The organism is Pseudoalteromonas sp. NS-SX12 (assembly GCF_057367955.1).
In genome coordinates, this window is sequence record NZ_CM170635.1 from 127547 (window position 1) to 151129 (window position 23583).

At 39.8% G+C, this 23583-nt stretch carries 25 protein-coding genes; 22 read left to right on the forward strand and 3 right to left on the reverse strand.

Going from position 1 to position 23583, the window contains the following annotated elements:
* Window position 1: 1 nt before the first annotated feature.
* Together minD and minC are read right to left on the reverse strand one after the other, a co-directional pair.
* Window positions 2–811 carry a septum site-determining protein MinD gene (gene minD / locus AC2IOM_RS14775; RefSeq protein WP_010559207.1) on the reverse strand — a complete coding sequence of 270 codons (810 nt, stop codon included), beginning with the start codon at window positions 809–811 and terminating at the stop codon, window positions 2–4.
* A gap of 12 nt (window positions 812–823) precedes the next feature.
* Window positions 824–1522, reverse strand: coding sequence for a septum site-determining protein MinC (minC, locus tag AC2IOM_RS14780; protein ID WP_486360221.1), 699 nt, complete (start codon window positions 1520–1522; stop codon window positions 824–826).
* Window positions 1523–1658: 136 nt separating this feature from the next.
* On the opposite strand from minC, the gene AC2IOM_RS14785 reads away from it, so the two are divergent.
* The 16 genes from AC2IOM_RS14785 to AC2IOM_RS14860 all read left to right on the forward strand — a co-directional run bounded on the left by AC2IOM_RS14785 (window position 1659) and on the right by AC2IOM_RS14860 (window position 17380).
* Window positions 1659–1937, forward strand: a complete 279-nt coding sequence (locus AC2IOM_RS14785) for a YcgL domain-containing protein (protein ID WP_010559205.1) — start codon at window positions 1659–1661, stop codon at window positions 1935–1937.
* A gap of 35 nt (window positions 1938–1972) precedes the next feature.
* A complete protein-coding gene (locus tag AC2IOM_RS14790) occupies window positions 1973–2953 on the forward strand; it encodes a lytic murein transglycosylase (RefSeq protein ID WP_486360686.1) in 981 nt (326 codons plus the stop codon).
* Window positions 2954–3054: 101 nt separating this feature from the next.
* Complete coding sequence (locus AC2IOM_RS14795) at window positions 3055–3555, forward strand: YcgN family cysteine cluster protein (RefSeq protein ID WP_010559203.1); 501 nt, start codon at window positions 3055–3057, stop codon at window positions 3553–3555.
* The gene (locus tag AC2IOM_RS14800) at window positions 3555–4064 is read left to right on the forward strand and encodes an RNA methyltransferase (protein WP_486360222.1); all 510 of its coding nucleotides are present in this window, start codon (window positions 3555–3557) and stop codon (window positions 4062–4064) included. Before AC2IOM_RS14795 ends, AC2IOM_RS14800 begins: the two co-directional genes overlap by 1 nt.
* Before the next feature lie 345 nt (window positions 4065–4409).
* Window positions 4410–5171: a DUF3450 domain-containing protein gene (locus AC2IOM_RS14805; RefSeq protein WP_010559201.1), complete on the forward strand. Its 762-nt coding sequence runs from the start codon at window positions 4410–4412 to the stop codon at window positions 5169–5171.
* A 12-nt stretch (window positions 5172–5183) separates the two neighbouring features.
* Window positions 5184–6548, forward strand: coding sequence for a MotA/TolQ/ExbB proton channel family protein (locus AC2IOM_RS14810; protein ID WP_486360223.1), 1365 nt, complete (start codon window positions 5184–5186; stop codon window positions 6546–6548).
* Window position 6549: 1 nt separating this feature from the next.
* Window positions 6550–7077, forward strand: coding sequence for a MotA/TolQ/ExbB proton channel family protein (locus tag AC2IOM_RS14815; RefSeq protein WP_010559199.1), 528 nt, complete (start codon window positions 6550–6552; stop codon window positions 7075–7077).
* Between the two features lie 32 nt (window positions 7078–7109).
* The gene (locus AC2IOM_RS14820; protein ID WP_010559198.1) at window positions 7110–7520 is read left to right on the forward strand and encodes an ExbD/TolR family protein; all 411 of its coding nucleotides are present in this window, start codon (window positions 7110–7112) and stop codon (window positions 7518–7520) included.
* 2 nt (window positions 7521–7522) lie between these two features.
* Window positions 7523–8125 carry an energy transducer TonB gene (locus AC2IOM_RS14825; protein ID WP_010559197.1) on the forward strand — a complete coding sequence of 201 codons (603 nt, stop codon included), beginning with the start codon at window positions 7523–7525 and terminating at the stop codon, window positions 8123–8125.
* Window positions 8126–8177: 52 nt separating this feature from the next.
* The gene (locus AC2IOM_RS14830) at window positions 8178–9476 is read left to right on the forward strand and encodes a tetratricopeptide repeat protein (protein WP_486360224.1); all 1299 of its coding nucleotides are present in this window, start codon (window positions 8178–8180) and stop codon (window positions 9474–9476) included.
* Window positions 9477–9738: 262 nt separating this feature from the next.
* Window positions 9739–11340 (forward strand): hypothetical protein, encoded by a 1602-nt coding sequence (locus AC2IOM_RS14835; protein WP_486360225.1) that lies wholly within the window; start codon window positions 9739–9741, stop codon window positions 11338–11340.
* 77 nt (window positions 11341–11417) lie between these two features.
* The gene (locus tag AC2IOM_RS14840; protein ID WP_486360226.1) at window positions 11418–14144 is read left to right on the forward strand and encodes a TonB-dependent receptor domain-containing protein; all 2727 of its coding nucleotides are present in this window, start codon (window positions 11418–11420) and stop codon (window positions 14142–14144) included.
* Window positions 14145–14358: 214 nt separating this feature from the next.
* Entirely contained in the window at window positions 14359–15465 is a 1107-nt protein-coding gene (gene asd / locus AC2IOM_RS14845) for an aspartate-semialdehyde dehydrogenase (RefSeq protein WP_486360227.1), read from the forward strand.
* A 147-nt stretch (window positions 15466–15612) separates the two neighbouring features.
* Window positions 15613–16071: a GNAT family N-acetyltransferase gene (locus tag AC2IOM_RS14850; RefSeq protein ID WP_486360228.1), complete on the forward strand. Its 459-nt coding sequence runs from the start codon at window positions 15613–15615 to the stop codon at window positions 16069–16071.
* A 135-nt stretch (window positions 16072–16206) separates the two neighbouring features.
* Window positions 16207–16629, forward strand: a complete 423-nt coding sequence (locus AC2IOM_RS14855) for a hypothetical protein (RefSeq protein ID WP_486360229.1) — start codon at window positions 16207–16209, stop codon at window positions 16627–16629.
* The gene (locus AC2IOM_RS14860) at window positions 16601–17380 is read left to right on the forward strand and encodes an MBL fold metallo-hydrolase (RefSeq protein ID WP_486360230.1); all 780 of its coding nucleotides are present in this window, start codon (window positions 16601–16603) and stop codon (window positions 17378–17380) included. The genes AC2IOM_RS14855 and AC2IOM_RS14860 overlap by 29 nt, the downstream gene beginning before the upstream one ends.
* A 234-nt stretch (window positions 17381–17614) precedes the next feature.
* On the opposite strand, the gene AC2IOM_RS14865 is transcribed toward AC2IOM_RS14860, so the two are convergent.
* Window positions 17615–17974, reverse strand: a complete 360-nt coding sequence (locus AC2IOM_RS14865) for a hypothetical protein (protein WP_486360231.1) — start codon at window positions 17972–17974, stop codon at window positions 17615–17617.
* A gap of 138 nt (window positions 17975–18112) precedes the next feature.
* Here AC2IOM_RS14865 and AC2IOM_RS14870 point away from each other — a divergent pair, with 138 nt between their 5' ends.
* The 6 genes from AC2IOM_RS14870 to AC2IOM_RS14895 all read left to right on the forward strand — a co-directional run bounded on the left by AC2IOM_RS14870 (window position 18113) and on the right by AC2IOM_RS14895 (window position 23583).
* Entirely contained in the window at window positions 18113–18718 is a 606-nt protein-coding gene (locus tag AC2IOM_RS14870; protein ID WP_486360232.1) for a 3'-5' exonuclease, read from the forward strand.
* A 4-nt stretch (window positions 18719–18722) separates the two neighbouring features.
* A complete protein-coding gene (locus tag AC2IOM_RS14875; protein ID WP_486360233.1) occupies window positions 18723–18998 on the forward strand; it encodes a KOW domain-containing RNA-binding protein in 276 nt (91 codons plus the stop codon).
* The gene (locus AC2IOM_RS14880) at window positions 18991–21063 is read left to right on the forward strand and encodes a replication endonuclease (RefSeq protein ID WP_486360234.1); all 2073 of its coding nucleotides are present in this window, start codon (window positions 18991–18993) and stop codon (window positions 21061–21063) included. Before AC2IOM_RS14875 ends, AC2IOM_RS14880 begins: the two co-directional genes overlap by 8 nt.
* 31 nt (window positions 21064–21094) lie before the next feature.
* The gene (locus AC2IOM_RS14885) at window positions 21095–21409 is read left to right on the forward strand and encodes a hypothetical protein (protein WP_486360235.1); all 315 of its coding nucleotides are present in this window, start codon (window positions 21095–21097) and stop codon (window positions 21407–21409) included.
* A 379-nt stretch (window positions 21410–21788) separates the two neighbouring features.
* The gene (locus AC2IOM_RS14890; RefSeq protein WP_486360236.1) at window positions 21789–22067 is read left to right on the forward strand and encodes a hypothetical protein; all 279 of its coding nucleotides are present in this window, start codon (window positions 21789–21791) and stop codon (window positions 22065–22067) included.
* Window positions 22068–22134: 67 nt separating this feature from the next.
* On the forward strand, window positions 22135–23583 hold the full coding sequence (locus AC2IOM_RS14895) for a hypothetical protein (protein WP_486360237.1): 1449 nt from the start codon (window positions 22135–22137) through the stop codon (window positions 23581–23583).

The following is a 23583-nucleotide window of genomic DNA, read 5'->3' on the forward strand; positions in this document are numbered from 1 at the left end:
ATTAACCTCCAAATATCCGTTTAAGTAGGCCCTTCTTCTCAGCTTCTAAAAAGCGAAAATCAACTTTTTCACCTAATAAACGGTCAATCGCATCAGAATACGCTTTACCCGCATCAGAGTCTGAATCAAGAATTACAGGCTGACCCGAGTTAGACGCATTAAGTACTGCTTTTGACTCAGGAATAACGCCCAATAAATCGATTGCTAGAATATCTTGAACATCTTCTACCGACAGCATTTCACCCGTTGCAACACGCTCTGCATTATAACGTGTTAATAGCAGGTGTTCTTTTACGTTTTCAAGCCCTTCTTCAGCGCGTTTTGACTTACTTTGTAAAATACCCAAAATACGATCTGAGTCGCGCACCGATGAAACTTCAGGGTTGGTCGTAACAATTGCTTCGTCTGCGAAGTAAAGTGCCATCATTGCACCGGCTTCAATACCTGCTGGTGAGTCACAAATGATAAAGTCGAAATCTTTCTTAAGCTCGTTTAATACCAGCTCAACGCCTTCTTTGGTCAACGCGTCTTTATCGCGCGTTTGCGAAGCAGGTAAAATAAACAATTTTTCTACACGTTTATCTTTGATCAATGCTTGGTTTAAGTTTGCTTCATTGTTGATTACATTAACGAAATCATAAACAACACGGCGCTCACAACCCATAATCAAATCAAGGTTACGTAAACCAATATCAAAGTCGATAATAACGGTTTTGTATCCTTTTAACGCAAGCCCAGTGCCAATCGCTGCACTTGATGTTGTTTTACCAACACCGCCTTTACCTGATGTGACAACAATAACTTTTGCCATGAAATCTATCCTTTAAACCAAAGCTGAAATTTTTAATGATTCGTTTTCAAGTGAAACACATGCAGCATTGCCCCATGATTCACCTTGCAGTGAGTCGCTCAGCCAGTAGTTTCCGTTAATTGAAACTAACTCAGCATTAAGCTTTTGGCAGAATATAACGGATTCTTGCCCTTTTGCGCCAGCGATAGCGCGGCCACGTAATGTGCCATAAACATGAATATTGCCATCGGCAATCACTTCAGCGCCTGGACTTACTGAGCCTGTAATAATGAGATCGCGGTTCTTCGCATAAACTTGCTGACCACCACGCACATTGCCACTAATAATTTGTGCTGGAACAAATACTTCTTTTTCAACAATTGATGTATTTGCAGCTGATTGTGGCTTTGCTTTAGGTGTTTGGTCTTTACTGTAATTTAGTATTGATAGTTTGTGCAGTTTAGCGGCAGTGTTTTGCTCGTCCGTACCGTTACACACACCTACAGGGTTAAGCTGTAAGTCAATTAAAGCTTGTTTTAACTTTGCAAAGTCAATGTGTTCGTTTGGTACAGACTGAAGGTTTACGACAATTGGCGCACCGAAGAAAAACTTGGGTACTTGAGCAATTTTTTCGTCAAGTTGACTAATCAAACTATCTAGATCGTTTTTAAAAAGATGCAATACAGATAGTGTAAAAAGGTTCCCTTTTAGTTCAAAAATTTGTTCCGACATAATCTCAATTATTATTATAAAAATCACAGGCTGATTTTTTAGAAGAATCCAGCCATTAAGCGCAATTTATCTCACTTTTAGTGTATGCCATGGTATAGTGTGACGCAGTGTTACGCAAGAAGTAAAAGGTGTTTGAATGCTCAGCGCAGTGTATAAAAGTAAAAAAAAGGCAGATACCTATCTGTACGTTGAAAAAAGAGATGATTTTTCAAAAGTTCCGGAACCTTTAATGGCAACTTTTGGTCAACCAAGTTTTGTAATGCTAATTAATTTAGCAAAACGTGAACAACTTGGTACGGCTGACCTTGAAAAAGTGAAGCAAGAATTAGCTGAAAAAGGATTTTATTTACAGCTACCGCCAAAACAAGAAAGTTTATTAGATGAATTTAGAAAACAAAATGGAGTCACTGACTAGTGTTTAAAAAACTCGCCCTAATCACAGCAAGCCTTATTTCGGTCTCTACCTTTGCAGATGAAGAGCAAGCAAAATTTAACCAGTACGTTGCAGATTTAAAAGTGGAGGCAATTGAAAAAGGGTTTTCACAAAAAATCGTTGATAACGCCTTTGCAACCGTTAAGTTTAAGAAAAAAGTCATTAAAGCGGATAAAAATCAGCCTGAAGTAAAAGAAACTTTAGAAACTTATCTGCCAAAGCGTGTACCTAAGTGGAAGATAGATAGGGCACGTAAACTGTATAAAGAAAATCAAACAGAGCTTGAAAAAATTGCCGCTAAGTATGGCGTACAAGCGCGTTTTATCGTCGCGCTTTGGGGCCTTGAAAGTAACTTTGGGAAAATCCAAGGCTCACATCCGGTTATCTCTTCAGTGGTAACGTTAGCGTACGACGGACGTCGCGAGGCGCTGTATAAACGCCAACTTTGGGCTGCGTTAACGATTCTAGAAGAAGGTCATATTGATCTTGACCACTTTAAAGGTTCGTGGGCAGGCGCAATGGGTCAAACACAATTTATGCCAACGTCGTTTAATGCTTACGCGGTTGATTACGACGGTGACGGTAAAAAAGACATTTGGCAAAACAAGCTTGATGCCTTCGCATCTATTGCAAACTATTTGAAAAAAGCGGGCTGGAATGACTCACTAACATGGGGCCGTCAGGTGGTGTTGCCTGAGGGGTTCAATAGTGAACATATTTTGCAGCGCGGCACGCGTACTCGCAAACAATGGCTCGAGAATTGGAATAAATCAGAACGTGGTCTTGCCGATTGGCAGGCACTTGGTCTTCGCCGTACTGATGGCACTGATTTACCAAATGTTGGAATTTCCGCAGCGCTCGTAATGCCAGACGATGAAAATGGCCGTATGTATTTGGCATATGACAATTACAAGGCGCTAATGCACTGGAACCGCTCTTATTATTTTGCGACTTCAGTTGGCTATTTATCAGACCGTATCGGCTACCCTAAAATCTAATCACCTATTTATTGGTGCCAGTCGTTTTATCTGGCACCTTTTTCTTTTCGCTTTTCTCACACAACTAGCTTAAAATGTCGCCCTGTAATTTAGGGGCACATATGTTAGAAGATAAATTTTGGCTTAAAAAGTCGTTGGCAGAGATGAACAACGATGAATGGGAAGCCATTTGTGATGGCTGCGGTAAATGTTGTTTACACACATTTATTGATAGCGATGAACAAGAAGAAAGTTTTGAAAGTACCGATGTACTGCGCGAAGGCGAAGAGATTATCTATACTGCGATTGTGTGTCGCTATCTCGATACTAAAAAGTGTTTTTGTACAGAATATGAAAACCGCACATCTTTAGTGCCTAGCTGTGTAAAACTGACCAAAGATAACATCGATAATATCTTTTTTATGCCACCAAGTTGTAGCTACCGTCGTTTACATGAAGGGCGTGGCCTTGCGTCTTGGCATCCACTTTTAAATAACGGCAGTAAAGCGGTAATGCATCGTATGGGGATTAGCGTTAAAGGCCGTGTAATGAAAGATAACCAAATCGATATGGATTTGTTTGAAGATTACATTGCAGATTGGCCTAAAGAGGACCACGACTAATGAGCAAGGTACAAGTGGTACTGATTAACCCTAAAAGCGCAACAAATGTGGGTGGCGTAATGCGTGCCGCAGGGTGCTATGGCGTTGAAAAGGTTCATCACACAGGTAATCGTTATGGTTTTGCGCAAAAATTTGCAACCGACACAAAACAGCGTATCGATGAAATACCACTGTGCGCACTTGAAAATATTGAAACACTTGTTAAGTCCGATACTAAAATAATCGCTGTTGAATTAATTGATGGGGCAACACCGTTACCGCATTTCGAGCACCCAGAAAATGCCATTTATGTATTAGGACCTGAAGATGGGTCAATTCGTAAAGACGTACTGAAGCACTGCGATGATGTTGTTTATGTACCGACAGTTGGCTGTATGAATCTTGCAGCAACGGTAAATGTGGTTTTATACGACAGACTTGCAAAGGCTACTAACACTGACTACTCAAGAGAGTTTTTGTTGCAAAATCGCGATAACAATAATCGCGTTAAGTTTAAAAAGAAAAACTAGCAATCTCATTTTCACATGCGGCATTAATTCGTATTTTTGCCGCATAGCCAATTCTTACCAATCAACTTCATGCCAACTTTGCCGTATCTGTTTTGCTAAGAGTCATCCAAGAAATATGACAACGCGCACGATTTTTTGTCATGTCAATGAAAAATCACGGTTACATATTCGTTAACAGAATCCCTGTCCGAGATAAAATAAAAATCATTAACTATTGATTTATATCGTAAAAATATCTATAGATTTCAAATTTACTGCCATGTAATGTAAATGACATGTTTATGAAACCCTTGTGTCATTTTGTGCCTCTAGACTATGCGCAATCATTTAATAGGGTTACATAAAATGTTTACAACTAAGTTTAGTAGAAAGATATTGGTAACAGCGCTAGTTGGATGTTCGCTAACTGCCGTTGCTAATGATCAACTTAAGCCTGTGATCGACAGCGCAGATAAAATTAATAAATCAGCACAAAAGTCGCAAGCAAAAATAGATAAAATTGCTGACACCATGCAAGGTCGCCTACAGCAATTTAAAACTGTTAATAAAGAGATTGATGGTTTAACGATTTATAACAAGCAACTAGAAAAACAAATCGCAAATCAATTAACAGAAATGGACAACATTAACGTATCAATTGACCAAGTATCGGTCATTGAGCGCCAAATTACACCATTAATGCTTAAGATGATCACCTCACTTGAGCAGTTTGTAGCATTAGATGTGCCTTTCTTACCAAACGAGCGCGCAGAACGCTTAGCCACATTAAAGCAGTTAATGGACCGCGCAGATGTAGCATCAAGTGAAAAATTCCGCCGCGTATTAGAAGCTTACCAAATCGAAGTTGACTATGGCCGTACCATTGAAGCGTACACTGGTCTTATCGATGTTGATGGTCAAGAGCGTGAAGTGGACTTTTTACGTATTGGCCGCCTTGATCTTATTTACCTAACGAAAGATGGCAAAAAAGCGGGTGTATGGAATACCGACGCTAAGGCGTTTGAGCGCTTACCAGATAGCAATATTTCACAAATCAATAAAGCAATTCGCATAGCTAAAAAGCAACTTGCACCAGACATGTTAACGCTACCTGTTAAAGCAGTTTAATTAGAGGCCATTATGTTAGTTAAGAAATTCGTAAAATCTGTTATTACTGCAAGCACGCTATTCACAGCAAGTGCAGTTGTAGCACAGCCAGTAGATCTTGATTCACTGTTAAAAACACTTGAGCAGGGTAACTACCAACAATCACAAGATAACCAACGCCGCGAAGCTGAGTTTGCTAAAGCAAATAATCAACAAGCTGCGATGTTACGTTCGCGTATTAATGAACGTGATGGATTAATTTCTACGTCGACGCGTCTTGAAACTCAGTTTGAAGAAAATGAAATCAAACTAGCGAATATGAGCGAAACGCTAAACAAACGTATGGGTTCATTAAAAGAGTTATTTGGTGTGTTACAGCAGGTAGCGGGCGATACACAAAGTAAATTTATTACGTCAAACGTATCTGCTGAATTGCCAGGTCGTGGTGCTTTCTTAAGCGAACTTGCGCAAAAAATGGGTTCGAGTTCTAAACTTGCGTCAATCGAAGATATAGAAAAAGTATGGTTCGAATTACAACGTGAAATGACTGAGCAAGGTAAAGTATCGCGCTTTAACCGTGATGTGATTGTTGCAGGCGGCGAAAAAGTAAATAAAGAAGTGGTACGTGTTGGTTCATTCAACCTAATTGCGGATGGCAAATACCTTACGTACAACGAAACCACTAACACATTATCAGAATTGACGCGTCAACCAGCTTCACGTTTCCAGTCAAGTGCGGCTGATTTACAAGCAGCAAATTCAGGTTTTGTTGATTTTGCCCTAGACCCAACAGGTGGTTCAATTCTTGGTTTGTTAGTTCAAGCACCAAGTACTGAAGAGCAAGTACACCAAGGTGGAGCGGTAGGCTACGTTATTTTAGCGGTAGGTTTAATCGGTTTATTAATTGCCTTAGAACGCTTTGTTTCTCTAATGATTATGGGTGGCAAAATCAAACGTCAGCTTAAAACTGACGTTGCATCAGATGACAACCCACTTGGTCGTGTAATGAAGGTGAAAGATCAATACCCAGATGTAACCTACGACACGCTAGAACTCAAATTATCAGAAGCAATTTTACGTGAAATGCCGCGTATTACACGTAACTTAACGCTGATTAAAATCATTTCTGTGGTTGCGCCGTTACTGGGTCTACTCGGAACTGTAACCGGTATGATTAATACCTTCCAAGCAATTACCTTATTCGGTACTGGTGACCCGAAACTAATGGCTGGCGGTATTTCAACAGCGCTTGTGACCACAGTGTTAGGCCTGGTTGTGGCAATTCCTACGGTATTTATTTACACACTACTTAATACCCGCTCTAAAAGCCTACTGGTAATTTTACAAGAGCAAAGCGCAGGCATCATTGCTGAGCGCAGTGAGAAAGGTGCGCAGTAAGATGGTTATCTTTGCGGACTTCATCAACGCGATACGCGATTTTCTAGACACCGGCGGCTCTGTGCTGCTGGTGATCGGAGTCCTGATTTGCGCAATGTGGTTATTGGTTATTGAGCGTTTTATGTTTTTGTTTACAACATACCGTTCAAGTAAAAAATCAGTGATCACCAACTGGTTCGCACGCGAAGAGCGCAATAGCTGGGAAGCGGAGCAAATCAAACAAGCAAATATTTCGCGTATTAGCTTAAAGCTAAATCACAATTTACCCATGATCAATATGTTAGTAGCACTGTGTCCATTACTTGGTTTACTTGGCACGGTTACCGGCATGATTGAGGTGTTTAATGTGATGGCAATTACCGGTACGGGTAGCGCACGCTCAATGGCATCGGGCGTATCAAAAGCCACTATTCCAACAATGGCAGGTATGGTAGGTGCGTTATCAGGGGTATTTGCCTCAACGTATTTACAGCGTAAAGCAAAGCGCGAAGTAGCGCTACTTGACGATAAATTGGTCTTAGACCACTAACACCAATTTTAAACGAATTTTAGGAGCTAGTAATGAGAGCACCATTAGCAAATGTATTTCAAGAAGAAGAAAACGAAGAAATCAATATGACGCCAATGCTTGACGTTGTATTTATCATGCTGATTTTCTTCATTGTAACGGCCACTTTTGTAAAAGAAGCGGGTATCGATGTAAACCGACCTGAAGCGGCGACAGCAGTACAAAAAGAACGTGCCAATATCCTTGTCGCAATATCAGATAAAGGCGAAATTTGGATTAACAAACGCCAAGTAGATGTACGTGCGGTTCAAGCTAATATCGAACGTTTACACGCAGAAAACCCGCAGGGCAGCGTGGTTATTCAAGCTGATAAAAAAGCCACTACTGATACCTTAATTAAGGTTATGGATGCGGCGCGTTCGGCAGGTGTATTTGACGTATCAATTGCGGCGCAGGAAGCGTAACAATGCGTTATTTAATTTCCACTTTAATCGCGATTGTTGTAACTGCGTTGTTGTTTTTCGGCATGCAGGCGCTAATTCAAAGTGGTGATGGTGTGGCAAGTGAACCGGTAAAAGGCAATGTTCTTGATTTTGTGCGTCTTAAACAAGAAGAGACTGTGCAAAAGAAAGAACGAAAGCCGCAAAAGCCGCCAAAGCCAAAAGAGCCACCACCGCCAATGGCGCCACAAGCGAGTAGCAGCGAAAGCACGGATACTGCGAGTAATTTTGATTTTTCTGCCAATGTTGACACCAATGTTGATTTAGCTGCAGGGCTTGCGCTTGATTCGGGTGATGGTGAATACCTACCGATTGTTAAGGTATCACCTGTTTATCCTCGTCGAGCGTTAAGTCGCGGTATTGAGGGTTACGTTATTGTTGAATTTACCGTAACTAAATCAGGCACAGTAAGTGAACCACGTGTAATACAAGCTGAGCCAGAAGAAATCTTTAACCGTGCCGCTATGGATGCCGCGCTTAAGTTTAAATACAAACCGCGCGTTGTTAACGGTGAAGCCGTTGAAGTAGCGGGTGTACAAAACAAAATTACATTCCAAATTAATGGGTAGCCTGTTAGCGGGAATGTCCCGCTAACACTTTAAATAGTTAGGTTGAATTACAATGTTGAAAAGAAATTTAATTAGTATTGCATTAGTTGGTTGTGTATTTGGCGCGCCAATGAGCGATGCGATGTTCCACACACAGTTTGCATCAGTATCTGCTGAAGAAGTTAAAACCAAACGTGTCCCGGCACTTCGCAATAAAGTGTATACGCAACTAGCGCGTGCACAAAAACTGGCTGACGACGGCGATGTAGCAGCAGGTCTTGAGGCACTGGATATTGTCCAAAAGAAATCTTCAAGCATGAACAGTTATGAAGTAGCCATGATGTACAACTTTTACGGTTTTATTTATTACAACGAAAACCGTGTTAGTGAGGCTATGGCTGCATTTGAAAATGTTGTAAAGCAAGACCCGATCCCAGAAAGCTTAAAGCTCAATACCATTTTCTCGTTAGCGCAATTAGCAATGGCTGAAGGCCAATTCGATAAAGTGCTGAGTTATCTTGATAGTTGGGAGTCGCTCAATACCAAACCGCCACAGGCAAACTATTATGAGCTTAAAGCCAACGCTAGTTATCAAGCGAAGGATTACCAAAGCGCAATTAAATACATTAATACCGCGATTAACCTTAACAAAGTTGATAATAAAGACGTAAAAGAAAACTGGTTTATCTTACTGCGGGCGTCTCACTATTCGCTAAACCAACCAAAAGAAGTGGTACGTGTACTAGAAGAAATGGTGCTACGTTTTGACAAACCTGAATACTGGGTACAGCTGGCTGGCATGTACGGCGAAGTAGGCCAGGACGATAAGCAACTAGCACTGATTGAAACAGCAAAACAACGTGGCTTTTTGGACGAAGCAACTAAGCTTAAAAATCTGGCACAAATATACATGTATTCAGGTCTTGCTTACAAAGCAGCAAACGCGATGGAGCTTGGGTTTGAAAAAGGCAATATCGAAAAATCAGCAAAGAACCTTATCTTTGTAGCAGAAGCCTACATGCAAGCGCGAGAAGATAAAAAAGCGGTGCCGTATTTTATTGCGGCTGCAAAACAAACTGATACTGGTGAATATGACCGCCGTTTAGCAGAAGTATATTTAAACTTAGAATTATTTGATGAAGCGGCTGATTCTGCACGTGCTGCGTTAAATAAAGGCAGTTTAAAGCAAGAATCAAACGCCTATATTGCGCTTGGAATGGCGCAATACAATCTCGAAAACTTCGATGCAGCTATCCTTGCATTTGAGCAAGCTAAAAAATACAAAAAGTCAGAACGCTTAGCGGCCCAGTGGCTGCAATATGTGAAACGTGAAAAACTTGATAAAGACACGTTAGCCAAGGCTTATTTGTAACATACCTATCAAAATAAATTTGTAATCAACCCTAAGGGACCTTCATGGTCCCTTATTTCTTTGTATTTCAAACACTTTTAAAACAACTCATGTATACGTGTAAGTTCGTAGTGTTTAAGAAATCTGACAAGAAACTGTCACGCACATGTTAAGTAAGTGTAACCCATTTGACACATAAACCCTCTAACTTAGAGCCAGTTCTAAATTAGTGCACACGCACATAAAAAGCGAAAAAGCTTAAAAACTATCAACGGAGAAAACAATGAAACTTTCTGGTTTATTTAAAGTGAGCATGGTTGCATCAGCACTTACTCTTGCAGGTTGTGGCGGCGATATCAATATTACACCAACTACAGTCGATAACAGCGTAGACAACTCTGTAACAAACCCAGGTGGTTCAAATCCAGACCCAATTTCATGTGCAACGTATACGCTTGACGGTGCATCGTTCACAGGTGAAGCAGACGGCGTAAACTGTGTTTACAGCCAAGCATTTGCAAGTAACGCAAAAGACATCACAAGCTCTTTCGTAATCCCAGCGCTTGAAGATAACGGCGCACATATTTTCGAAGGCGCGTTATTTATTGGTAAAGACATTGATACGTCAACGGGCGCAACCATTGACGATAATGGTCCAACACTGTCAATTGAAGCGGGCGCAACTATCGCGTTCACTAAGCCAGAAAGCTTTATCCGTATTGCACGTGGCGCAAATATCGAAGCAATTGGTGAAGTAGACAAGCCAATCGTATTTACCTCTATTTCAGAGATTGATGGCGATGATTCAACAACAGCACAAATTGGTGACTGGGGTGGTATTCAAGTAAATGGTCGCGGTCATTCAATTCGTTGTACTGCAGACGCAGCAGCGCAAGACCTATGTAACCACGCAGCTGAAGGTATTGTTTCATACTACGGTGGTAACGATCCGCAAGATAACAGCGGTATCTTAAAGCATATTGTTATCAAATACGCAGGTTTTGGTGTTGAAGGTGATGAACTTAACGGTTTAACGCTTAATGCGGTAGGTTCAGGCACTACTATCGATTACGTTCACGTACATAACGGTTTCGATGACGGTATCGAGCTATTTGGTGGTTCAGTGAACCTTAAGCACATTGTTGTAACAGAAACTGGCGATGACGGCATCGACTGGGATGAGGGTTGGAAAGGTATGGGTCAATACATCCTTGTTCACTCAAAAGAATACGGTAACCATGGCTTTGAAACTGACGGTGCGAAAAAAGATCCGCTTTCTGATGACGGCCAAGGCTTAGTAACAACAGTATCAAACCCAATCATTTCAAACGCAACAGTAATCGGTACAGGTTCAGCAGGTGCTGAAGGTCGCCGTACTGGTGCAGGTATGGAAATGAAAGAATGGGGTAAAGCAACAATGGCTAATATCCTATTCGCAAACTCGTCTACAGAAGCAGGCGCTGGTTGTTTTGACCTTTACAACGAAAAAGATAAGTCAGGTGCAGCGGGTGTACATGCCAATGCGAAAAATGGCGATATTTCATTTGAGAGCGCAATTTTTGCATGTGGTCTTAACTTTGAAGACGTTAACACAGCACTTGAAGGCGATTTAGCTGGTTTTGATATCGCAGCATGGTTTGCGGCAGGTAACAACAACCAAACAATTGGTTTTGCCAACTTTGAAAACATCTTTGCAGCAGATGGCGTATCAGCGAAAACAGCAATGATGGATAAAGACGGCAACGCAGTAACTGTCGTTGCAAAAGACATGAGCGAAGTGAACTCATTCTTTGACAACGCCGGTTTCGTTGGTGCAATTCAAGAAGGTGCAACAGGCGATTGGGCAGAGTTTGTTAAAGCGTCGCTAGAGCGCGCTGGTCACTAATCTAAGCCAAGTAGTGAGTTTAGGTGTGGCGTTAGCCACACCTCTTTATAAAAACTATAGGTTTAGAGGATTATATAATGAAACCAAAAAAGCAGTTTAAAGCTAATTTAGTTACGCTTTCAGTGCTTTGTGCGTTTTCGTCATTTTCCTCTGTAGCAGATGAGAATGAACAAGCACAAGTACAAAAGGAAATTGAAGAAGTTGTTGCAACCGCAAGCCGTTTAAAAGGCAGTGCAAGCGCAGTAATTGAAGAGCGTAAAAACCAAGCTTTCGTTGCCGACATTATGGGTGCTGAGCAAATTTCACGTACCGGTGACTCAGATGCTGCATCTGCGCTTCGTCGTGTAACAGGTTTAAGCTTAGTAAACGATAAATTTATTTATGTACGTGGTTTAGGTGAGCGTTACTCAAGCGTTCGATTAAATGGCGCATCTGTACCGAGCCCGGATTTAACGCGTAGCGTTATTCCACTTGATATCTTCCCATCAAGCATTATCGAATCACTTTCAGTACAAAAAGCCTATTCACCAAATATGCCAGCGGCGTTCGGTGGTGGCGACGTAAATATTCGTACTAAAAGCATTCCTGATGATCGCGTGTTTAAAGTGGATATCGGCGCAAGCTATAAAGACACCAATGATGAAGGTTACACCTATGAAGGTGGCAGCGATGATTGGTTAGGTACCGACGACGGCACACGAGCTATGCCTGGTACCGTGCGTGCTGCACTTAATCGTTATGTTAACGGTTTATCGGATATTTCTATTCGAAACATTCGTGATATTGAGTCAAAAGCGCTTGGTGAAGATATCGGTCAAGACGCTGCGATTGCGTTAAACAAAGATCTGATTAAAGCACTGCCACGTGATTATGGATTAGAAGAAGAAAGCTTAAATCCAGATTTTGGTATTAAAGCAGTTTATGGTGACCGTTTTGACGATGTATTGGGTTTTGGCGGGTCGCTTGGGTTTTTGGCAAGCGTTGCATATGACAATGAGTGGTCTAATTCAAATGAGTTTGGTGCCGTATTATCGTCAGCCGATGCAGCCAAGGCTGCGCAGTGTTCAACAAAAACTTTTGCCTGTTATTCGGCTAAAAATGAAAAACAAACGACCAAAAATAATATCAAGCTAAATACCTCTTTAAATTTAGGTTATAAACTTGATGGCCATGAATTAACGGCAACATACATGAAACTTCGTGATACCGAAGACGAAGCGTCAGTTGCTATTTATCAAGAGCCATCAAAATCATTAAGTATTGATGATGGTCAAGTTCAGCGCAGTCATACAACGTCATTTGAAGAGCGTGAATTAGATATTCTTCAAGTTCGCGGTCAGCATAATTTAACGTGGAGTGTATTAGATGGCGTTGGTGTAGATTGGCATTATACCGATTCAACGGCGACGACAGAAATTCCAGGTGAACTTGAAATCACAGTGCGCGATGAGTATCAAGACGGTCAATACCAACGTACCTTCTATAATGGCTCACTCGGTGGCAACCCGTATTTATATCGCTTTGTTGATATGGAAGATCAGGTTGAAAACTGGGGCGTAAATGTAAACAAGGTATTTTACTTTGATGGTTCTGACATTGAGCTTTCAGGTGGTGGTTACTTTATAGAAAAAGCGCGTGATTATCGCACTGACTTCTTTAACTACCGCTTTGCACAAACTCAGCAAGTAGAACTGGCTCAAAGTGAAGATGATGCATTAAACATTGGCAGTTTCTTCAGTAACGACAGCACAGTAGATAACACAGATGTTGAGCTATTATTCCAAGAGCCAACAGCAGATGACTACTTAGCAGCGCAAATGATTGACGCATATTTTGGTGCATTCGATTACACCATTAATAACAACTGGCGTTTAAGCGGTGGTGTGCGTTATGAAGATTTCCGTCAAGTTGCGTTAGCGTTTTCACGAAGTGCATTTGATCCTGCATTACTTGAAGATAAGCTAAGCAGCGAAGCCATTGAGCAAGCGACAGTAATGGAAGACGACTACTTTGGCTCACTTTCTATGACGTACAGTCAAGATAGCTACCAAGTACGTTTTGGTTACGGCAACACGGTTGTTCGCCCAGATCTACGTGAACTTACGCCTGTTCAATATCAAGACCCACTAACTGATTATCGTACCCTTGGTAATCCGTACTTAGAGTCAAGTTACCTTGATAACTTTGACACACGTGTGGAGTTTTACCTAGACAACGGTGATAACTACTCAATTGGTGCATTCTATAAAGATATTGATAGCCCAATTGAAGCGTTACTTACTGAAAGTGATGGTCGTTTTACACTGCAATTTGATAACGCAGACAACGCAGTTGTTTACGGTATTGAAGCGGAGTGGATGACAGAACTAAGTGCCGATATGTTAGGCGGTGCGTTCTTTACATCAGGTAACTTAACGGTAAGTGATTCAGAAGTTACAATTTTAGAGAGTCAGCGCGGCGATTTAACAAATCTTAAACGTCGAATGACAGGTCACTCTAAGTACGTTGCAAACGTTCAGCTTAACTATGATTCTCACAATGGTAATCATCAAGCGTCCGTTATCTACAATGTATTTGGCGACCGTATTCTTGCGGCTGGTGTTAATAACTTTGACGATGCATACGAGCAACCAATTAACTCGTTAGACCTTGTATATAGTTATTATCCAAACTTTAACTCAACGATTACGTTCAAAGTTAAAAACCTACTAGGTCAAGACTTTGAAGTTGAGCAAAATGACGTATTAATTCGTCAAAAAGAAATGCCAACGGAAATCAGCTTAGACTTCTCATACGAGTTCTAACAACATAGACTTTCAACTAAACCTAGCGTATTAATTTACCTAGCCAAAAAGCTCAACTTCGGTTGGGCTTTTTTTTTATGATTTTTATTCAACAAAGCCTTTTATACGGTAGATTTCTAGAAGTCTAAATGATAGATTCAAATTTCTGCACTTTGCAGAACATTAATAACTCTCACGCATCAAAGTTATTACATTTTATTTAGGAATTAGAATTATGTTAAAAGTTGGTTTAGTCGGTTGGCGTGGTATGGTTGGCTCCGTATTAATGGAGCGTATGCAACAAGAAGGTGATTTTACGAAAATTGATGCGACCTTTTTCACCACCTCACAAACCGGCCAACTTGGACCTGATATCGCAGGTGACGCAAAACCACTATTAGACGCAAATGACATCACTGAGCTGGCTAAAATGGACGTGGTGCTCACGTGTCAGGGCGGCGATTATACCAAAGCTGTGTACCCAGCATTACGTGAAACTGGTTGGAATGGTTACTGGATTGATGCTGCATCTGCACTACGTATGGCTGATGACAGTATTATTGTATTAGATCCTGTAAACCTTGATGTAATTAGACAAGGGTTAGAGCAGGGGGTTAAAACCTTTGTTGGCGGTAACTGTACTGTTTCACTTATGCTTCTTGCTTTAGGTGGCTTGTTTGAGCAAGACCTTATTGAGTGGGTAAGCCCAATGACTTACCAAGCCGCATCGGGCGCAGGCGCACGTAATATGAAAGAACTCATTGCGCAAATGGGTGAAATTCATCACGAAGTGGCCGACAAACTTGATCCTGCATCGGCTATTTTAGAAGTGGATAAACTCGTTTCTGAAAAAATTAAATCAGACACTTTGCCAACCGACCAATTTGGTGTGCCGTTAGCAGGTAGCTTAATCCCATGGATTGATGTGCCAATGCCTTCAGGTCAAAGTAAAGAAGAATGGAAAGCGGAAGTTGAAGCAAACAAGATTTTAGGTAGCAATAAGCAGCCTATTCCAGTTGATGGATTATGCGTGAGAATTGGCGCTATGCGCTGTCATTCACAGGCGATGACAATTAAATTGAAAAAAGACATTTCGGTGGAAGAAGTTGAATCAATTTTAGCGTCACATAATCAGTGGGTAAAAGTTGTACCTAATGAACGTGAAGTAACAAGTAAAGAACTAACGCCAGTTAATGTAACCGGAACCCTATCTATTCCTGTTGGTCGTATTCGTAAATTATCGATGGGCCCAGAATATATAAGTGCGTTTACGGTTGGTGATCAGCTGCTTTGGGGTGCAGCGGAGCCACTGCGTAGAATGTTACGTATCATTACTGATTAATATTATTCAGCTATTGTCTAAAGCCACCTGCGGGTGGCTTTTTTGTATTTTAAATTTAAAAAGTACATATCTAAACGTATAAATTACTTTCTAAGTACTTGTTTATATGTAAAATAAATCTTTACCTATTCTAAATTAAAGACTCGTATGTTGGTAAGACAGGCAACGCTTGAAGATTCAGTTGCGATAAGTGAACTGATAAGCAGATTAACGGTAAAGTACGTATTACCATCATGTGAAAGTAAGGTTCACCACATACTACTGAACTCAATGAGTTCTAAGCAGGTAAGCAACAACCTACAAAATGGCTACTATTACTTGCTTGCAGAAAACGCCAACAAACAGCTTATCGGTGTTGCGGGGTTAAAAGATAATAGCCATCTTTATCATTTATTTGTCTGTGATAATCACCAAGGGCGGGGCATTGCTAAAACCTTGTGGCAAACCATCAAGCGTGACGCAGAGCGTATCAATAATACCAAGCAGTTCACGGTTAATTCTGCAATAACAGCTGAAAGTGTTTATTTATCTTTTGGTTTTAAACGACTATCAGGCATACGCAATAGAGACGGTATGGTAGATATACCAATGACCCTTACCCTATAACTCCATATCGCAGTTAATCCGTTAACACATTAAGACTAGCTCATTAGTGATTTAATTATTTTAAAAGCTGTGCAATAGTAAGGTGCTAATAACAATAAACTCGCAACTATGCATGTAAAAAAAACGGAATTTACTTTGAAATCCTACCTAACTATTTTTGCTTCAGCGTTACTATTATTTAATTTTTCACAGGTAGCATATGCAAATCATGCTACTGAGTTTGTAAAGGAATTAAAAAAGCATTACCAAAGTACTCGTTCAATTAAAGCATTTTCTTTAACACACAGTTATTTAGGGCAAAGTAACCCGTATCAGTCATGGGACTTTAAGGTTCCGACTCGCTATAAGGCGTTTAAAGTAACCGACATTGATATGACAAACGAGCATTATTATCAAAATGTTGTGCATCATTACACTGGAGGTTTGTATTTTGATAAGGTGCATTTTCAAAATGATAGACACAGCTTACGCTACGAAAGAAACGGTATTTCATTAGGTAAACGCGCAGCGACGCAGAATATGAAAAGTTATGAGCGTTATAAAAACCTTACTTTATAACGGCGACACGTTACCGAGCTTTATTACACGAATTGAAGCGTTTAATACGATAGATAGAATAGAGCCTGAAAAACTCGTTTTACCACAAGGGTTTTACCTTAAACAAAGCCCAAACAATAGGGCGCTTAAAGTAACTTCCATTGCTAACAAGCTTTATTTAATTACTGATGACAGCAATCATTACAATACATTATTTTACGTAAATAATAATGATATTACTGTTTTAGGTGTACCTAGAAATGCCAATATGGCGGTTGATATTATTGAAAAAATAAAACAAGTTCAGCCAAATAAAACCATTACAGGCGTATATGTAACACACCCATATAGCGATCATATTGCGGGCTTATTGCCATTTGTAGACAATGGCGCAACAGTTTATGCCGATAACTACACCATAAGTGCCATTAAGCAGTATGTGAAATTTAAAAATGATATTTCACGTTTTAAGTTTTCACCAATTACACATGGTCAGAAAATGTATGACATACAGTTTTTTGTGTTAGAAAACGCACGCGCAAAAAGGCAAAGCTTTGCGTACTTTAAAAATGAAGGCATTATTTTCCAAACCGATTTTTTAGAAGTTGCTAACGACAACACCATAGCAAAATTGCTACCAAGCTATAGCCATCGATTTATTCAATTTGTTTTAAAAGAAAAACTCAATGTAAAGCGCATCGTTGGCTACCACAGAAACAACAACATCACTAAAGACGTAATGGAAAAATCACTTAAAGCAAATACATTATAATGTGAGTATGTGTTTAAGAGTTCGTTAGGTAATTTACAACGTTACAGTGATTGCTCGTTGTAAATATCATTTATAGACTCGTTAGCTGTAATAAAGGAATCAAATGCAACACGTAAAATTTTAAGCAGGCTAACTTGTTTGCAAAGACGTCGTAACTTAAAGCTAAGTAGAAGTGAAAAAGTAAGGGCAATATATTACTATAGATATAAAACATCTAATTTAACATAACGTACATTAGAGGCTGTAACGTCTGCGCCCAATAGCGCCCTTAGTTGGAGTTTCTGCAGCTAATCCAAGACATAACGTTAATGCAATACAAGCTGCACTAATCTTTTTTATAACATCAGTCCAAACGTCTGATTCTTCTTTGGATTTTGATTTTTCTAATGCTAGTTGTAACAAGGCTTCCTTAACGTCCATCCCAATAGATTCCGCCAAGTAAATTGTCTGATTTGCTGTTAGGTGACGTTCACCTCTTTTGATTTGACTCAGACTGCCTTTGTTCATTTTTTCTAGGTCAGAAATAACTTGTTTATCCTGAGAATAGCCTTTGAAATTTTTATATTTTTCAACAAGTTCATAACTAAAGTTCATAGCTCTAGTACCTCCTTTGAGTATTTTAGTATGCATTTTTGCAAAATGACAACTTGACAGTTTGCAATTCTGCACTCTATCATAAAAAGCAAGTTTGCAATTATGCATACCGAAGACGGATTTGATAAGGAAATAATTATGAATTTAGCAGCTACGCCTAAAGAATTTGATTTATATCGTTCTGATATTGTTGTACTCGACACAGAAACCACAGGCTTAGACGAATATGCCCGTGTATGTGAGATCTCAATTATTGATGGTTCTGGTAATACGCTACTAGACACTCTTGTCAATCCAGAAATCGAAATCCCTCAAGATGCTATCGATATTCATGGCATAACAAATCAAATGGTTGCTGATGCACCAACAATTATTGATGTAGGTCTTAAAATCCAAGAGGCGCTATCAGGCAAAACACTTTGTATTTATAACTCGGGCTATGATGTTCGCCTGCTTAATCAATCATTTAATGTTCATTTAGATTTTCAGAAACACGTTTGGAATACAGCATTTGATATTCGCTGCATCATGCAAACCTACGCTGAATTTTACGGTGAATTAAAGCCTAACTTTGGTGAGCTTAAAGAGTTATATCCAACTCATTCATATCGCTGGCAAAAACTAGTAAACGCTTGTGCTCAACAAAATATCGATACTACTAATTTCACTGCTCACCGCGCACTTGGTGATTGCCAGATGACCTTAGCTCTTATGAATGAATTTATGAATATTCACGAGGGCTAATAAAGTGATGAAATTATTCCCAGTCTTTTTTGTTTATTTAGGTTTTTTAATTGGTTTAATTACTTCTGTAATTCGGGGTGAATATACTTCATTCAATACTTATTTAGGCTTTTTAATATTTGTTAGTTTTGTAATTTTTTTAGTTATAGATCCTACTTTTTTAACTTCAGATGAAGATGATTTAAATAAGTTAAAGCGCGCTCGTAATTTAGCGAAACACAAAGAATATGAAGCATTAGATAAACTTCTAAACATTGATAGAGGTGATTCTAATGCTTAACCAAGTTTTAGACCCAGCTTACAATGCAAAACAATCGTTAAACGGTTTAGGTGTAGTTACTAATTCCCATAAAGCGGTTTACCCAAATGCAAATAATATTGATGTTTACCGTGGTTATAGCTGCGACTTTCAAGAGCTTGAAGATTCTGGTGTTAATACTTCTAGAATGCATTTCACTCGTAAACCTGTTTATTTGCGTGATAATGATTGCGAAACATATCGTAACCGCATTTTAGAAACACATGCCAGTATTTCAGTTATGCTGGCTAACGGCTATAAGCAAATTGAACGAGCTTATGATTACCGCGAAGCTAATATTCGTTTAGGCCGCGCTGATAAACTGCTTACTGTTAAAGATATTAAGTTATCAATGTCAGACGATGAACTGATTGAAATTGCAGAATCTAAAGCACGCAATCAAGAATTAGTTATTCAGTCGAAAGGTCATACATTTAAAACATACTTGCAACTAAGTAATTATGTAACCGGTTATCAATTAACACCCCCTACTCTTAACTCCCTTGGCTATTACTCAGTTGACGCAAACCTACGCCACCGTTTTTCTAATGTTGACCATGATGAATTGATTGGGGCGATTAATCGCATGGCGTGTCCACTTTGGTGGCGTAGGAACTTGCGCGTTTTACAAGTTCAAGTTATCGAAAACTTAGCCCGTGATTTAAGAACAGTACACAAAAAAGCAAGTCCATACGTTTCTGATTTTACGGTTTACAACAAACGTAATCGTAAAGAAAAAACCGATGAAATGTTAAAAGACTTATTTGTTGTTTATGACGATCAAAATATTTGGTCTGAATTTGAAAGTCTAAAAGACATTTCTGATAAGTCTCACACATCAGGAACGCAACAGGCCGCTGAGCTAATGACCAGAATTAGAGGTTTTGAGGAATTAGCAAAACAATATGGTCATACAGCTGAATTTTACACGTTAACAGCCCCTAGCCGTTTTCATTCTGTTTTGGCTTCTGGTCATGCAAATAAAAAATACGATGGTTCAAATCCGCAAGACGCGCAGGCCTATTTCAACGACATTTGGAAGAAAGCCCGCGCTCTTTTTGCGAAGCAAAATATTAGACCGTATGGCTTTAGGGTTGTTGAACCTCACCATGACGGATGCCCTCACTGGCATATGCTTTTATTCATGCAAAAGCGAGAGTCAATTAAGGTAAGAAAAATCTTAAGAAAGCTGTGTACTCAAGATTCACCTAATGAATTTAAAACAGCTTCTACACGTTTTAAAGCGGTATATATCAACCCAGCTAAAGGCTCTGCTGCTGGCTACATTGCTAAATACATTACCAAATCTATTGATGGTTCAAGTATTAAACATGCTGAATGTCCAAAGGCAGGAAAAATTAACAAATCCCCTATCGAAGTTGCTGAACGTGTTAAAGCATGGGCAAGCGCTAACAACATTCGCCAGTTCCAACAGATAGGTGGTCCATCAGTAACGGTTTGGCGGGAAATGAGAAAGCTAGGCCAAGGCGCAACTGGTCAATGTGAGATTGCAAATGCTATGAACCAAGAATTCAATGAAGAACTATTGCAATCATATGCAATTGAAAAAGTAAGACAGGCGGCTGATTCTAGTGATTGGGCTGCGTTCTGTATCGCAATGGGTGGTATTCAAGTTAAACGCGAAGATCAAACATGCCGCATTCATTACCAAATTCCAGACATTATCGACACCATAACAGGTGAAATATCACGTTCTCAAACAAAGTACGGTGATAAAGCAGTAAACCGCCCCGTTGGTGTTATGTGGGATGCTTTAGTTGTAATTACTCGTAAAGGTTCACCAACCATTGCAAGTAAAAAGCTAATAGAAACACAACGTAAATTAATGATTAACGCTGTTCAATGGATTGATGAAGCCTATGAAATGGATCTGCTATTTAGACCATCACAGGAAGAACTCGACTTTATCGAATCATGCGTTCGTCAAGATGAACAATATCAATGTTTATTTGCAGATTATGACGCGCTATCAAGTTGTATTCCTTACATCGAGGGCGATAGCCCGAGCTTGGACTTGTGTCATTAACTGTAACCAATAATTTTAAAGGAGTATAAAAATGCAAATCGAAGGTGCAATTACAGATTTAGAAGTAGTTAACAATACAGACCGTGAAAACCGTCCGTTACCACCTAGTGCGAAGTTTAAGTTTCACACTAAAAACCCAGCTCAAATTATTGACGTCAAGGTCACACCTGAGCAATACGCGGGTGAGGAATATAAGCAGCTTCAAAAACTTGAATCCGACCCAAATGGGTGGGGTTTAAAGCCTGCATTACTTAACCTCGAATATTACGAGGGTTCAAACGTAGTTAATCAAATGGCTTGGAAAGGCTTCCGTCTACATTCAGTTAGCACTGATTTAAAAGGTTAGAGCTTTAATTATGACTAATCTAAAAGATATATTTGATTCAATCTCTCTTTTCTTGGGGGTTGAGCCAATTACTCTAGCTTGTATTTTAGTCATTATCCTTTTCCCATTGTTAACTCTATTTCTACGAACTGAGTTATCTAAGGAAAATTCTCAATGACCGACACATTGCTAGTTATCGCCATTTTTCTTTTCAGTTTTTACACAGGCTTTAAAACAGGAAGTAATGATGATTGAACCTATTTACATACAAATCATAGGCGGTGCTGTTCTGTGTTGGTTAACAGGTTTTGGGTCGGGCAAGTTGTATAGTTTTGTTCAATCCATCTTTAAACGAGCTTCAGGCTCACGATTTTAAACAACCATCCATAAGGATATTTTTATGAAAACTCAATTAGTCGCTGCGACAGCCACTATCTCAAAGCGCAAATCACGCGCAAAAATTGCGGCATCAACTTTAATTGCTACGGGCGCTGCTTTTGCTGGTAACGCTCACGCTGCTTTAGATGCTGCCGCTGTAACTGCTCTACAAACTGAAATTCTTGCAGACGTTTCAACCGCTGTTGGTGCTGGTTTTGCGATTATGACAGTTGTGCTAGCGTCATCTGTTGGTATGAGCTTACTTGGTCGTTTCGCTTCTAAAGGCGCAAGCGGTGGTTAATTACTGATTTTTAGTAACACCAAGACGGGGCTTTATTTTGCCCCGTTTCCGATCTTAAGGACTCATTATGCACAAGCTCATTCTATTAACACTCTTATTTTTTAGCTCACTAAGTTATGCCAATACTGCCGAAATACTAGATACACTTGGTAGTAGTCGCAAATATCAGTCACAACATAGGTTTCCTATTAAGGCGCGTTTCGCATCAAACGACCCGTCTTTCGCAGTTGGTAAAGTAAGAAATCCTCGTGCATTGGGTATGGGGATGAAAGCATTGAAATTTCTTAAAGGTAAACACCCATTATTTACCGCTGCCGCTTTGGCCGCTGGCTATCTTTACAATGATGAATCTGGCGATTTTGAAAAGGATGAAAATGGCTCTACAAATATTAAGGTCTGCATAACAAATACAACTACATGCGAAGTTGGACCAATTACTGACTTTGGCGATTTAACCGGTAAACAAGTTGAAGCTCACGCAGCGCAACAAGCAATAACTTTCCCATTCAACGGTTATAAACCAGAAACAGTCCAAACAACGTCAATTAGTATTGGTGGAGATGACTTACCACCACCTAATAACCGCGTGCCTTTCCATGCAAACGGAACTGCCACCTTTTGGCATGGTGTTAATCGAGAATGGGGAACATACGATATTTTTGCGAAACTTTACGTTGATAATATTGGCTACGTTCCTGAGACAAGACCATTAAATGAAAGTGACGGTGAAGACATTAATTTTAATTTACAAAATACTGAATCGTTACCTGCAAATTACACAAAGCTAAATGACTCTGTTGATATGGGCATATTTGAAAGTGTTGATACATACCCTGATTTGCATCCTGTAACCTCGCAACAATTAGAATGGTTAGCAAGAGGTGTTGCTCAAACGTCAGACCCAAACGCAGATTATTACATTAATCCAGATATATACCCTCAGATACAAAGCGCTTTAAACAGTGCTTTGCATGGTCAACCACTCTACGACCCGAATTCAGATACTGCTGTTGAATCTGTCCCTGTTCAAAATACTGGTACAACAACTAACCCAAACATCGACCCTAATAATACCCCCGTGCAAGTTCAAGTCGAATTCCCTCCGTTTGAGGGTTTGACCCAAGCTGAGTATGAGCAATCTAATGCCAAATTCCATGAGCAATTCAATAACGAGGCTCAGATACAACTTAATGAGTTGCTTGGCATACAAAACGAGATTGATGATGCTTATGCCGCATACGATGACTTTGTAGCTACTGGTATAGCCGACGATACTATGAACCCTGATTTTTTTGATGTAGCTAGCATCTGGACTCCAGTTGCAACAGGTGTTTGTGTAGGGTTTAACAGGCATGTTTCCATTGGCGGCGCTCCCAAAACAATGATTTTTGATAAACATTGCCCGCCATATAACGAATACATAAAACCGCTTTTAACTTGGGTCTTATACGTAGTTACAGGTATTTACCTGCTTAGGTTGTTCAGTTCAGCAATCATGATTACATCTGCTAGTTAA